The sequence below is a fragment of the Variovorax sp. MHTC-1 genome, from assembly GCF_003984645.1.
Classification (GTDB): Bacteria; Pseudomonadota; Gammaproteobacteria; order Burkholderiales; family Burkholderiaceae_C; genus Variovorax.
The window spans coordinates 29,322-43,359 of sequence record NZ_RWKI01000028.1; the positions used below are offsets into that span (position 1 = coordinate 29,322).

The following is a 14,038-nucleotide window of genomic DNA, read 5'->3' on the forward strand; positions in this document are numbered from 1 at the left end:
CTATCCCTTATCGAGGGTAAATATTGGGCGGGGCCGGGCGGTGGTTACGGAAAGTACGAGGGTCAGATGGCTGAAATTCGACAAACACTCTCCCGCGGCATCCAGGAAGACGACGTCTGGGGCGCGGCCGACCTGCTGCTTCACGAAGGCCTGCGGCCCACGATCGAGCGCGTGCGCCAGAAGATCGGGCGCGGGTCGCCCAACACCGTGAGTCCGATGCTCGAGCGCTGGTTCGCGTCGCTGGGGGCGCGGCTGGCCGGCGGCGCCACCCCTTCGGCGAACCTTGCGGCGGGCAACGACGCGGATGGCGTGCCGGTGAGCGTTCGCAACGCCACGCGGCTGCTGTGGGAGACGGCACGTCGCGAAGCTGAGCAGGTGCAGCGCCAGGAGATGGAGGCCGCACGTGCCGAGCTGCGTGAGAACGAAGAAGCTCTGCGCCATGGGCAAACCGAGCTCGTTCAGCGCGAAGCCGCGTTCGAGCAGGCGCGTGCCAGCCTCAACGCGGCCCTCGCCTCCTCTCAGCAGGCTCGCGAGGCCCTGGAAAGACAGCTGGCCGAGCAGGCGGTCGAGGCGCAGCGTCTTCGCGCCTCGACCGATCACGAAATCGCCAGGCTCGATGCCCTGCTGCTGGAAGCCAGCGCCAGCAAGGAGGCATTGCGGCAGGAGCATGCCGCGGCTCTGGCCGCGCGAGACCGCGACCTGCGGGATGCCGAGGCACGCCATGCCGCGCAGGAAAAACGCATGCTCGCCGACGTCGACCGCGCGCGTCAGGCGGCGAAGCAGCTCGAGGCGGAGCTGGCCCGAGAACAGCAACGCAGGGTGCGCGGCGAGGAAGCCGCGGCCCAGCTGCGTGACGTCGACCGCCAGGCGCTGCGCGATGCTCAGCAGGCCGCCCAGCAGACTGAACGCGCATTGAGGGATCAGCTCGCCGCTCACGGCATCGCGCTGGCGCAGGCCCAGTCGCAAGGCGCAGCGCTGCAGCAGCGCCTGGACGACTTCCAGCGGCAGTCCGGCGAAGAGAAGAAATCGCATGACGCAACACGTGCGCTGCTGGCGGGTGCGTTGGCTGTAGTGCGCAAACCGCAAGGGGCACGCAAGCCATCCGCTGGGAGAGGTAAGGCGTAGGCGTGCGCCGGAGCCTCTCGCGGCGAGCGCCTCGGCTTCCGCGGCGAGGCGCGCCGTCCCGATGGCGCCGGCCGAGACACCCCTAGTGCACTACTCCGCTTCAGGCCACCCCACAATCCGATTCTGTCGGACGCGGAGAAGCCCATCCTTCCATCTGCTGTAGCTGCTGCTGGCGTTCGGCGATCGCCAGCGCCTTGGCTTCGTCGTTACCGTAGGTGGCAACGTAGAAAGTCTTCTCCAAGATCTTGCTTCCCTTCTTTTGCGTCTTGGCTTTCCACGCCCGGGGCGTACCGTCCGGCCAGCGCAAGCACGTCACACCCGGAGTTCCGCTCGTGTTGGTGCTCGCTGCCGTCTGGGCTTTCCTGCGCCTGAGAAGCGGTTCCGGGAGCGGGGCCGGCCGCTTCTGTGCGGGCATTGCCGCCGCCACGCGGTCCGACGGATGCGCGAAGAAATGGCCCGTCAGTTGCTCCAACTGCCTTTGGCGCTCGGCGATGGCCAGTTCCTTGGCGTGGTTGCCGTAGCGGACGACCGAGAACCATTTCTGGACCTGTACGCCACGTTCAAGCTGGGTTTTTGCCGTCCATCCCAGAGGCTTCCCCCGCGCGTCGGTGCGGCAGGTGACGCCGGGTATGCCGGTTTTGCTGTTGCTGCGTGCTTGAACTGCTTTCTCTCGCCTGAAGATGGGCGGATGGCTGCGCATGATCTCGTCGCGCCAAGCTTGCGCATGCGCGAGCGCGGCCCCGCGCCCACCGTGCGTACCGAACGCAAATGATTTGAAGAGGCGCACCTTGTTGCGCGTGATAGACGCCTTCCAGCGCCTGGCCCCACGGCTGATGCCATACATGGACACTGGATTGCGAACGCCGCTTGGCATCTCTGTCTTCTGATCTGGTCGCGTTGTGCCTACTTTTTGGGAGCGCTGATACCCTGCTTTTGCAAGTCTTCCAGCGCTTGCGAGAGGTCCATGGTCTCGTCTGTTTCCTCGTAGCCCTCGGGCTTGTTGTAGTCGTACTCAATGTTGAACTTGCCATCAGGATAGAGCGTGAAGGTCAGGCCCCAGATGCGCTGGCCGGTGGTCCTGAGAAGATCATCTCGGAGAAAAATGCAGGCATCTTGCAGCGCAAAGACGTCCATCCCGATCGGAATGTCAGCTTCGCCCTTAGCGCCTGCTTGAAGGGTCACAACGCCACCACACCCCTTGTTGAGAATAGGGCAGACGGCACGCAGGGATGACCAATCTGGAGAGGCCTTATTGGCAAGGACTCTCCCAATCGCTTCATATGCATCTTCGACAGTTTCAATCATCACTAGCCTCTATTGCGTGAAAGGGAAACGTTTGATAACACCTCCGACGGTCGCCTCGACAAGAAAAGCGTTCGGTCTGACCCCTCCCCCAGCCGGATAGCCCACATCGATCTTCACCGTCACAGATTTTCCTTCCTTGAGCGCATTTCTGAATTCGTTTTCCATCGCTCGCCAGTCACCCCGATTCAGCGTGGACGCCTGCGGCACGATGTTGATTCTGTCACCTGCGCCCCCCAGGCTGGAGGCAATCAAATGACCGCCCTCGTCCTTTGCTGCACCGCATTTTCCAGCAGCACACTGCTGATAGGGATTGCGGTCCATTGCATTCAGCGCCAACGTGCCCTCGACCTTGTCCACCCGGCCAGAAGCATCGGTGACGTATTTGTGTCCGTTGCTCAATTCATAGACCGCTCCGGGCTTGAGTTGACCGTTCAATGCCGTGTCCCACGCGCCCTTGCTGCCCACGGTCGCCTTGATCGTGCTTTGCGCGTCCGCCAGTTTTACTGCCGCGCCAGCCGCATCGCCGGCATCCAACAGCGCCTTGGCCTCTTTGATCAGTAGCTTGGCCGCATCGCCCATCGGCCCTAGGGCACCCACTACCGCCAGGGTGTAGTCGAACGGCGTCTCGGCCTCCAAGAGCCCCTTGATGTCCCCGACGACGGGCGTTAGATCGAGCGTGAGCTCGGCCAGTGATCTGAGAACTGCTTCGCCCTGCGCGCCCATTGGGGTCGCATGAGGGGTGCTGTTGATAAGCCGCTGGATTTCGGTTCGCTCTGCCGCATCCGAGTACATGCCGAAGCGGATTTCATCGCGCAGCGAAGCGTTGTCCGGCGTGCTTCGGTACGTGGCTTCCGCCGCCTTCGCAAAGCTGATCCATTGAGCACATTGCTGGCTCGCACCATCGGCATAGCACGCCGCGCGCAGCTTGTCGTCGCGTGCCTTGTCCTTGGCATTCCACGCGTCGCGTTCGGCGCAGGCTGCGTCATCTCCGCTATTGCAAGCAACGATGGCCTTCTTTCTGGCTTGGTTTTCGTCGTGAGCCAAGAAATTGTTCGCCGCAGCATTGCTCCCCGCCTGACTGCCGATATTGATCTGGCTTGCATCTCCGCCCGTGACGGCAACTGCGAGGCCACTCATGAGTCCGGCGAACTGCACCGTGTCGGCTTGGCGCCCGTAGGCCTCGGCCGCGATCTCACCAATCGCTGCACCGAGCGCACCGGCCCCACATCCGCTCGCACTATCGGCCTTGGCCGCCCCAACCACGCACCCCGCGATCGCGTGCGCCACCTTGTTGGCAAAGCCGTCGAGGTTGTCACCAATCGCATTGGCACCTTGCGCAGCGATGGTGTCCAGGATGGCCGACTTGAGCCCCTCCTTTAAGTTCTCCTCAAGACTGCCGCCGTTGATGGCCGTGCCAATCACCGCTCTCGCGGCGCCGGCGGTGAGGTTCTGGCCCAACTGCGTCATGAACTGCTGAGTACCACCGCCAACGGTCGGCAAGCCGGTAGGGTTGAGATCCAGCCCCTGGAGCACCCCGCCCGTGACGATGGCCGTCAGCAGGTTCTTGACGCTGGAGCTCGATCCGAGATCGTCCAGCGTCGCGCCAATGTCGAACTGGTTGTTGATCAGCGCCACGGCCGCCTGGCTGGCCAGTGCCGTAAGGCCGGCCGTGGTGGCGCCCGCAATGACGGCGCCGGAAGTCGACAGGCCCTGGCCCACAAAGAGGGTGCCGTTCGAGAGCGTTATCGAGTTGGCGGCCCCCAGCGAACTGCCCGCAGCCTCGCCTGCGCCAGTTGTGGCCCCGGCCGTGAAGTACGCCACCACCAGCGTCACGATGGCCGCGCCCTCCGGCGTGAGCCCCTGCTGCTCATGGTTCCAGTTCTTATGTGCTTCCTCGACCCTGACCCAGTCGATCTTGCCCTGCAGCTTCGGGTCGTTGTTGAGTTGCTCCACCCAGCCCATGCCGGGCTGCTTGGCGAGCTGTTCGAGGCTGTCCCTCGCGCCGAGTCCGGCCTGCACCTGGTTGGCGTTGACCGCCAGGTTGCCGACATTGAACTGGTTGTAGTGGGTGGTCTGGTCCTGCGTGCCTTTGTCTTTCGCCTTCTGGTAGCCGAGGTCGCGCCCCTGGCTGGTTTCGCTCTGGCTGTGCTCGGTGGTCTGCGTGCCCAGGAGCAGGGTGTCCGCGTTGAGCGCGAGGGTGCCCGGCGTGTTCACCGTGGTGCCGAACATGGCGAGCGTGTCGGCGGCGCTGATGGTCACGTTGGCACCATTGAGCGTGGTACGCGTGAGCGTGCTGTCCTGGATCTCGGTGGTGATGGTCCGCTTCGCGTTGATGCCGGTGCTCGGGTCGTGCCAGATAAACTGGTTGGCTGTCAGGCCCTTGCCGCTGGTGCTGCTGGTGCCGGTGACCGAGCTGGTGTTGGTGGCCGCCTGGATGGTGACCTGGCCGCCGTTGATGGTGATGTCCTTGGCGGCATCGACCTGCACGCCCACCATGTTCACGGTGCCGCCCTGCAGCAGCACGCCGCCCTGGCTGCTGGTGATGGTGCTGGCGGAAGCGGTATCGGATTGCAGCTCGATGCCTGTGGTGCTCCCCTTGGAGAAGGGCAAGACGGGGGTGATCGGCGCGCCCACCGCCATCCCCAGCAAGCCGCTCACGCCGCTGGTCTTGCGGTCCTGTTCGGCTGAGGAATAGGTGGTGTTGCGTCCCTCGACGATGCTCAAGACTCGCCCGGCGTCGATCATCACGCCCTGCGTGCCGCTGATGTGGGAGCCCTCGATGTAGATGTCGTTCTTCGCAGCGAGCGAAACGAGGCCACCCGAGAAGCTGCTGCCGATGCTGGTGCTGTTGGCGAACTCGCTGCTGAGCTTGTTGTCGGTGCTGCGCGTCACGCCCTTGTCGGTCCACTGCGCAGAGAAGCTGCCGGAGGTTTGCGCCTGGCCCGACGCGATGTTGATGTCGCGCCCGGCCTGCACGCTCAAGAGGCCCTTGCCGGCATCCACGGTGGCTTGCCGTGCGTTGATGTCGCGCTCCGCCTTGAGGACGGTGGTGCCATTGGTCGTGATGGTGGTTCCGAGCTCGCGCGAGGAGGACGCGCTCATCGAGTTGTTGCTGCCGATGCCCATGCCCACGACGGTCGTGGACTCGCGCACCGTCCCCAGGTTGATGTCGTTCTTCGCGCTGATCGAGGTGAAGCCGCCCGGCCCCTTGTTCTCGAGGATGGCGCCGATCAGGTTCACGTCATGGCCCGCGCTGGCCACCAGCGTGCCGCCGGGGTTGGTCACATACAGGCCCGCCACGCGGTCGATGCTGGTGGTGCTGTTCAGGCCGACACTGTTGGTGGTGGTCGTGGTGCGGACATTGATGTCGCGCCCGGCTTTGAGCGACAAGCTGTCGCGCGCATCGATCGTCCCTCCGATGTTGTTCAGATCGTTGACGGCATCCAGGGCGACATTGCCGCTGCTGATGCGCCCGCCCAAGTTGTTGATGTTGTCGGCGTTGATGCTCACCAAGGTGCGGCCTGCGATGGTGCCGGTGTTGGTCACGTCGCCGCTGCTTTTGATCTTGACGGCGTCCGCACTGAGCAGTGCGCCCGAACCGTCGATGTCACCCGGGCGCACACGCACATAGACCTGCGGCACCAATACCTGCTGCGTGCTGCCGTCGGACAGGGTGACGGTTTGCTCGACCAACCAGACGATGTCGCTGGTGAGTTGCGCCATCTGCTCGGCTGTGAGCGCGATGCCGGGGCGCAAGCCGTATTGCTGCGCGAAGGTAGCCCCCGCATTCATCAGCGCGGTGTACTGGTCCTCGTCGTTGTAGAAGCCGTCGAGATAGCGGTAGCCGGTGAGCTGGGCGACCTGCTCGCGAATGAGCTTCTGTTCATAGAAGCCGTCGCCCAGTCGCTTCTGGATGGTGTCGGGGTCCAGTCCCAGCTTGTCGAGCAGATAGTCACTGCCGAGCCAGTTGCGATAGTTGGCAAAGCGCGGATCGGTTTCGATCAGGTAGCGGCTGCCGGGGTCGGGGCGTGTGTTGAAGAGGCTGGCGGTGGGCACCGACGTGTTGGGCGTGCTGGTGCGAACGACCATCGGAATGGTCCGGCTCGCCCCGGCCCCGGAGCTCGATGCGGTGCTGCCACCGGCACTGCCCGTTGCATCCACGGTGGTGGCGTCGGCGCCGCTCGGTTGCGTGGACGTGGTGCCGCCAGGCCCGCCGAGGCCGTCGGCGGCGCCGGCATTGCTGCCCGAGGTTTTGGCGACCCCGCCCACGTTGGCCGGGACTTCGACGATGGTGCCGGGGCGCGGGCCGCCGTTCACGCCGCCGGTGCCGCCCGCATTGGCATTCACGGCCGCACCAGTTGCCGAAGCCGGTGCGGAGCCGCTGATCCCAAGGTAGTTGGACTCATACCGGACGCTGCCGACGTTGATGGTGTCGGTCGTCGTGTTCGGGCCCAGCACGGTGAAGTTGTTCGGACCCGTGCCCGGCTTGCTGGCCATGTACCCGGTGACAAGCGTGGTGACGGTGGAGGTCTTGGTGCCCTGCGTGGCCTCGTTCTTGGAGCCTGCGGCGGTGAGGGTGCCGCCGGCGAGCACCTGGCTGTCGCGGTTGTGGAGGAAGCCGTTGATGTCGATGTTGCCGCCGGCCACGATGCGCGCCGGGTCGGTGTGCGTGGCGTAGTCGGTAGTGGCGTCGATGGTGCTGTCCCAGATGCCCCAGCCCTGTCCCACGACGACGACGGAGCCGTCGGCGTTGCGATGGAACACGTAGCGGCTGGCGTCATCGCCCCAGGTGTCGCTACGGTCCCAGGACTTGCCGTCCATGGTGGCGAGTATCGAGGTGGTCGAATGCGTGCTTTGCTGCCCCACCTGCAAATGGATGTCCCAGTTGTTGATGGCGCCCATGGCGATGGCCATGCTGCCCAGCGATTCGATGGTGGCGCTGTGGTTGCTGAGCGTGGCGCCCTGGCCCGTGGCGTAGCGGTTGGCGTCCAGCGCACCGCCGATGAACATGTCGCCGGCACTGAAGATCAGCGCATGCTCGCGGTTGCGGATGGTGTTGGCCCCGATATCGAGACTTGAGCGCGCGGCGATGGTGCCCGCCTTGGTCACGCCGTTTGCGGTTTCGGCGTCATTGTTGAGCGTCCCGGCAGCAATGGAGATTCGGTCGCCGTAAATGCGGCCGGTTCCCACGTTGTTGACGATCCCAGCGTTGATCTGCGTGGCGCCGTTACTGTCGATCAAGCCGCGATTGGTCAGGGTGCCAGCGGCGTTGACGGTCGTGTTCAGTCCCGCCATCTCCGCATTGGCGGTGTTCTCGACGTTGTTGCCGCCGACGGTGAGCGTCTCGCCTGCCAGCAGCTTGCCGTTGTTGATGAAGTCGCCGGTGGTGGTGTAGGTCAGGTTGCCGTTGGCGGCCACCTCGGCGTTGTTGACGATGTTCTGCGACAGGGCAATGCTTAGGTCCTGGCCCGAGACGGCCCGGCCGTCCCCGCTGAACCGGGCAGCATCGATCCGCAGGGTCTTGTCCGCCACCAGCGTGCCGTTCGTGTTGGCCAGGTCGAGCGTCTTGGCCGCGGGATTGGCCGCACTCGGATCCTTGATCGTCAGCGTGTCGCCGGCGGAGATCAGGCCTGCAGTGTTGTCGACGCTGCCGCCACTGGTGATGGTGGCGTTGACGTCGGCGCGGATGGCACCGGTGTTGTTGTTCAGGCTGCCGGTCGAGAGGGCCACGTTCTGGCCCTCTATGCCCTGCTCGGCGCCCTGCGTGCTGGCGTTCGCCAGCGTGCCCGCATTCAGCGTCGTCGTCGCGAGCGAGCGGATCAGGCTGGCCGTGTTGTCGATCGCACCGGCATCGATGCGCAGGTCGCCGATGGCCTGCGTCTGGCCGCCGCGGTTGTCGTAGCCGGCGCCATTGGTGTGGATGGCCACCGCGCCCTGGCCGAGCACCATACCGCCGGTGGCATTGGTAAAGGTTTGCGTGCTGGCGCTCAGCGCGCCCTTCGCGCCGATGAAGCCAGCCGTGTTGTTCACGGCGCCGGTGCTTAACGTCAGCGTGTCGCCGCTGGTGATGCCGCCCTGCTTGTTGTCGTAGCTGGCGGCTGCAGTATTGATGAGCGCCTGGCCATTGGTGTCGATGCGCATCGCACCGCCGGACTGGATCAGGCCGGCGGTGTTGGTGAGCACGCCCGACTTCAGGTCGACGCCCTGCGTCGCCGCCAGCGTGCCCTGCGTGTTGTTCAGCGCGTTGCCGCGGGTGTCGACCGAGAGGCTGTCGCCGCCCACCTTGCCGCCGGCGTTCACGAGCCCACCGTTGGCGAGCGCGACGTCGCCTCCTGCTTGCAGCTTGCCGGTGCTGTTGTCGGTGATGCCTGCGGTGGTGACGCGCAGGTCGCCGTTGACGGCCGCGGTGATGCCGCGCGTGTTGTCCAGGCTGGCGGCTTCGACAGTGGTGTTGCCGTTGGCGGCCAAGGTGCCGTCGACGTTGGTCAGGGTACCGGCAACGGTCGCGCTGAGATCGCCGACCGCGGTGATACGCCCTTCGGCGTTGTTGTTCAGGCTGCCGGCATTCAGCGTGGCATTGCCGCCCGCGACGATCTCTCCCTTGCTGCTGTTGTCCAGCATGCCGTCGACTGTCAGGCCGAGGTTCGAAGTCTCGGCCGCACGGAGGGTGCCGCCCTGGTTGCTCAGACTGCCCGCGGCGACGGCGGTGTTGCCGTTGCTCGCGATGGTGCCGGCGTTGTTGTTCAAGGCACCCACCACCGTGATGCGCGTGGCGCCCGCTTCGCCCTGGACGATCTTGCCACCCTGGTTGCTCAAGGCGCCGGCATCGATGGTGATCTGCTTGGCGTAGGTGTGGCCCCCGTCCTGGTTGAAGTCGCCCGCAAGGTTGACGATCAGCGCGCCGTTGCCAGTGATCTGGCCGTTGGCGCCGCTGTAGCTGCCGCCGCCAATGCTCAGGGCGCCGCTGCCCGCGTGCTCGATCTTGCCGCCGCTGTTGGCGAAGCTCGCGGCCGAGAGGCTCAGGTCCTGGCCATTGGTGGCGATGCGGCCCTGGGTGTTGTCGATGGCACCCGAGGTGGCGATGGTCGTCGCGCCGGTGCCGGTCTGGACGATCTCGCCGCCATTGGTGTTAACAAGATTCGAGACGCTCAGGCTCAGTCGGCCGGCATTGAGCTTGCCGCCCTGGTTGACGAGCGTCTGGCTGCTTTGACTGTTGGCCGTCACGCTCAGCTCGCCCAGCGTGGCAATGGTTGCTCCGCTCGTAGCGACGTTGCCCTGGGTGGCGGTGAGCGCAACGTTGGCGGCACTGGTGTTGCTGAAGGACAGGTCGATGTCGTCGCCTCGCAGAACGGCATCGCCGGCGGCGAGGTTGGTGCCCGCGGCCACCAGTGCACCAGTGGTCGTCACGTGTAGATCGCCCACCCCCCCGAGCTTGCCATCGGCCTGGATGCCAGCGCCGAGCACACCGGTGCTGTTGCTCTGCAGGCTGCCAGCATTGATCGTCGTATGGCGGCCGGCCGTGATGCTGCCGTCGTTGGCCAGTTGCCCAACCACTGTGACTGTGGCGTCATTGCTGCCGCGCAAATTGCCGCTGCTGGCGAGGCTGCCGGCCTGGATGCTCAGGTCGGTCGCCGCGCTGATCTGGCCTTGGGCATTGGTCAACGCTCCGCCCAGGTTCAGCCGAGCGCTGGCCTGTGCCGATTGGATCGTGCCCTGCGCGTTGTCCAGCGCGCCGGCATGGAGCGTCAGGCCTTGGTTGGCGATCAGGGTGCCCGTGTTGTTGATCACTGCGCCCTGAACGCTTGCCGTCACGCTGCCCAGCCCGGAGATGGTGCCCTTGTTGTTGTTCAGGCTTCCGGCGTTCAGGGTCGTGTTGCCGTTGGCAGCAATGGTGCCAACGGCGTTGCTGGTGGCAGCGGTCGTTGTGCTGGACACGTCGCCCACCGCGGTGATGCGCCCGGCGTCGTTGCCGAGGCGGCCCGCATGGATCGTGATGTTGCCGCCGGCGCCGATCTCGCCCTGCTGGCTGTTGTCCAGCAGATCCGTCACCGTCAGCGCGAGATCGGAGTCTTCGGCCGCACGAATGGTGCCGCCCTGGTTGCCCAGGCTGCCCGCCGCGATGGTGGTGGCACCGTTGCTTGCGATGGTGCCGCCGCTGTTGTCGAGGGAGCCCGACACCGCGATGGTGGTTGCGCCGGTGCCGGTCTGCACGATCTCGCCGCCGTTCGTATTGGCGATGTTGGAGACGTGGAGGTCGAGCTGGCCGGCATTGAGGATGCCCGCATCGTTCACCAGCGTTTGAGCAGACTGCGCCTTGGCGGTCACGCTCAGCGTGCCCGGCGTGGCGACCGTCGCACCACTCGTGGTGACATTGCCCTGGGTGGCGGTCAGTGCGATGTTCGCCGCGCTGGTGGTGCTGGATGACAGGTCCACGCTCGCGCCCTGCAGCACGGCATCGCCCGCGGCAAGCTGGGTGCCGGTGGCCACCAACGCGCCGGTGGTCGTCACGCTCAGATCGCCGGCGCTGCCGAGCTTGCCATCGGCCTGGATGCCGGCGCCCAGCACGCTGGTGCTTTGCAGGCTGCCGGCGGTGACGGTCGCGTGGCGCCCGGCCGTGATGCTGCCGTCGTTGACGAGTGCGCCGGCCACGTCGATCTTGGTGTCGTTGCTGCCGCGCAGCGAACCGCTGTTGCTCAGGCTCCCCGCCTGGATCGACAGGTCCGTGGCCGCGCCGATCGTGCCTTGTGCGTTCTGCAGTTGATTCGTCACCGTGAGCCGCGTGCCGGCAGTGGCCGACTGGATGCTGCCCTTGCTGTTGTCGAGCGACTGCGCATCGAGGGCAACGCCCTGGTTCGCCAGCAGGGTGCCGGCGCTGTTGTCGAGTGCGCCGCTGACATTGGCCGTCAAGCTGCCTGCCGCGGAGACGGTGCCTCGCGCGTTGTCGAGCGCGCCGCCGGCGCTCAAGCTCGCATCGCTGTTGCTCTCGAGCTTGCCGTCCTGGTTGACCACGTCGCCGGTCGCGGCAATGTTCAGGCTGCCTGCGCGCAGGCTCCCGCCGGTGTTGTCGAAGCGGTCGACATGGGCGCTGAAGTTGTTCGCAACGTTGACCGTGCCGCCCACGTTGCTGAAGCTCGGGCCGCCGACAGCCAGGCTCGTCGTGGCGAGCGAGCCGCCGTTGTTGTTGATCTGCGGCGTCTGCAGGGCGATGGGGCCGCCTGCATAGATGCGGCCGCCATCGTTGAGGATGGCGCCGGCGGCGGTGAGGCTGCCGGGGGCGGGAGGCACGTAGGGCTGTGACGGCGCCGTGCCGCCGCTGCTGCCGGTGCCGGTGCCGGTGCCAGTGCCAGTGCCAGTGCCACCACCATCGCCCGTGGTCGGCGTGCCGGGGTCCGTGGTGCCGCCGGTGGCTGTTCCGCCCGTGCCTGTGCCGGGATTGGGCTGCGCAGGCGCCTCGGGAATCGGCTCCGCCCCGATCACGCCACCCGCGGTATTGCTCAAGCTCGGTGCCGCCACCGTCAGGCCGACGCTGCTGGTCTGGCGGATGGTGCCGCCGCGGTTGTCGATGTCGCCGCCCGCGCTCGCGAATTCGACCCTCGGGCCTTCGAGCGTGCCGCCCGCGTTCCCGAGCGTGCCCTGCGTCGCGATCTTGAGTTCGCCGCCGGCGGCGATGCGGCCGCTGTTGGCCAGGCTGTCGGCATTCAGATTGGCACCGGCACTCGCCTGCAGCGTGCCGATGTTCTCCAGCCGCCCGGCCGCGGTGACGACGAGCTGGCCGGCACCGGCCAGCGTGCCCGCACCGTTCGCCGCCTGGATGGTGCCGGCATTGCGCGCGCCCAGCCCGGCCTCGGTGCCGATCAGCATGATCTTGTTGGCGTACATGCCGCCGAGCTGCGCGACATCGAGTGCGAAGGTGGGCGTGGGGCCGGTGCCCGTCGTCGGGCTGATCTGCCCGTGGTCGGCCGAGACCTGGTTGGCCCCGGTCACCACCTTGAGCTCGTTGGCCCAGAGGCCGGCATTGACCTGCACGGCGCGTGCGAGGATGGCCGCGTAGTCGGTGCGGCTCAGATCGAGCCCGGCGCCATCGATGCTGATGGCGCCGCCGCGCACCACATAGCTGTCGAGCCCGCCCTGCGCATTGAGCTGCGGCGTGCCGGTCGTGAGCGTCGCGCGGCTGGCGTTGATGAAACCGCCGCCATCGACCGCAATGCCCGCCGGGTTGGCGATGATCACCTCGGCCCGCTGGCCGCCGACTTCCACGTAGCCGCGCAGCTGCGTCGGGTTGCCGCTCGTGATCTCGTTGAGGATGATGCGCGCCGGGCCCGTCGCCAGGTAGGGATTGCCTTGGACGAAGCCGCCCAACTGCGTCTGCACATCGGTGCGGCTGTTGTTGAGGATGGCGCCATTGCGCTGAACGTCGAACTGGTGGAAGAGGTTGCGCGAGACACCGGCTGCGCTGGGCGTCTGGATATTGACCAGGGGCACGCCATTGGGCGCCAGCAGCACCGTGGGCCGCAGGTTGGGCGCCACGCCCGGCGCGCCGACGATCTGCGCCGGCGCCGGTGCAACGGCCAGCAGGCCAGCCAGCGTGGTCGCCACCACGCCCGAGGTCGCCCCCGTCGCCTTGCCCGCGCTCCTAACCGTCTCCTGAACGGCCATACGAACTCCGCGAGCGGCGTTGAAGACGATGCGGTGAAGGTGCTTGTTCATCTTTTTTCCCCGAGGTCGCTCGATAAGCAGCGCGACTACTGCGCCGCGGACACGGATGAAGCCGTGGCTGGCTTCTCGACGCCGCTGTAGGCGCGGTCGATGGAGCTTCGGTCGAATGGCGGGAGGACGGATGTCTTGATCTCCACGCCCTTCATCGCCGGGAAATTCGAACGGAACGCTTCCAGGTCGATGCCCGAGCGATCCGCAACGACCACGTCGAAGGTTCCGCCCGAGATTCCGGTCGCGGCCTGATCGATCAAGGGAATGACGCTGCCGGCGCGAAACTCGTGATCCTTCTTGGGCCGCAGTTCCGCGCTGATGCGCCCGACATACATCACCGATCTTTCGGGAAGCTCGAAGGCCAGCCCCAGCGGCAGATGCCAGGTTCCATTGACGGGGAACTTCTTGATCTGTCCGAAAGCGCCGGCAAAGCTGTACTTCCCGGGGGGCAACGCGATTCGAATCAGCGCCACATAGCGCGAGCCGTCCCCATAGTCCATGCCTTCTTCATCGATCTTGAATGGCATCGAGTCGCGGGCGGAGGTCGCGCCGGCCGGGAGCACTCTCACCGCCAGCGGCCACGGCACCAGCCGCGTGCTGTCGCGCTGCGACATCTCGAGGCTGGCGAGCACATACGATTGCTTGTCCAGATCGAGCTGAGTTGTCTTGCTGTCCAGGGGCATGCGCGCCGCACAACCCGCTAGCCCCACGACCGCAAGACACGAAATCACACGAAGAAAAAACGGGTTCACAGCAAAGCTTTCAGAAGTTGAAGTTGAAGTTGAGGTTGAACCCGGCGGTCGTACTGGCCGTGCGGTAGCCCTCGGGCTTGCTGATCGGCGCGCCGACGAAGAGGTCGTAGTTCAGGCCCTTCACGGCGCCGCGCAGTCCGATCACGCCC

General features: G+C 66.0%; 5 protein-coding genes. 1 reads left to right on the top strand and 4 read right to left on the bottom strand.

Annotated elements, in window-relative coordinates; genetic code table 11:
- The first annotated feature begins 66 nt into the window (after nt 1-66).
- Complete coding sequence (locus EJI01_RS25835; protein ID WP_126839975.1) at nt 67-1,125, top strand: DNA-binding protein; 1,059 nt, start codon at nt 67-69, stop codon at nt 1,123-1,125.
- Between the two features lie 100 nt (nt 1,126-1,225).
- On the opposite strand, the gene EJI01_RS25840 is transcribed toward EJI01_RS25835, so the two are convergent.
- From EJI01_RS25840 to EJI01_RS25855, 4 genes are read right to left on the bottom strand one after another with little or no spacing between them, the layout of a single operon-like run.
- On the bottom strand, nt 1,226-1,969 hold the full coding sequence (locus EJI01_RS25840) for a hypothetical protein (protein ID WP_185879058.1): 744 nt from the start codon (nt 1,967-1,969) through the stop codon (nt 1,226-1,228).
- A 59-nt stretch (nt 1,970-2,028) separates the two neighbouring features.
- Nucleotides 2,029-2,430 (bottom strand): hypothetical protein, encoded by a 402-nt coding sequence (locus EJI01_RS25845; protein WP_126839977.1) that lies wholly within the window; start codon nt 2,428-2,430, stop codon nt 2,029-2,031.
- Nucleotides 2,431-2,439: 9 nt separating this feature from the next.
- Nucleotides 2,440-13,137 carry a DNA/RNA non-specific endonuclease gene (locus tag EJI01_RS25850; RefSeq protein WP_126839978.1) on the bottom strand — a complete coding sequence of 3,566 codons (10,698 nt, stop codon included), beginning with the start codon at nt 13,135-13,137 and terminating at the stop codon, nt 2,440-2,442.
- Nucleotides 13,138-13,172: 35 nt separating this feature from the next.
- The gene (locus EJI01_RS25855) at nt 13,173-13,820 is read right to left on the bottom strand and encodes a hypothetical protein (RefSeq protein ID WP_126839979.1); all 648 of its coding nucleotides are present in this window, start codon (nt 13,818-13,820) and stop codon (nt 13,173-13,175) included.
- Nucleotides 13,821-14,038: the final 218 nt, after the last annotated feature.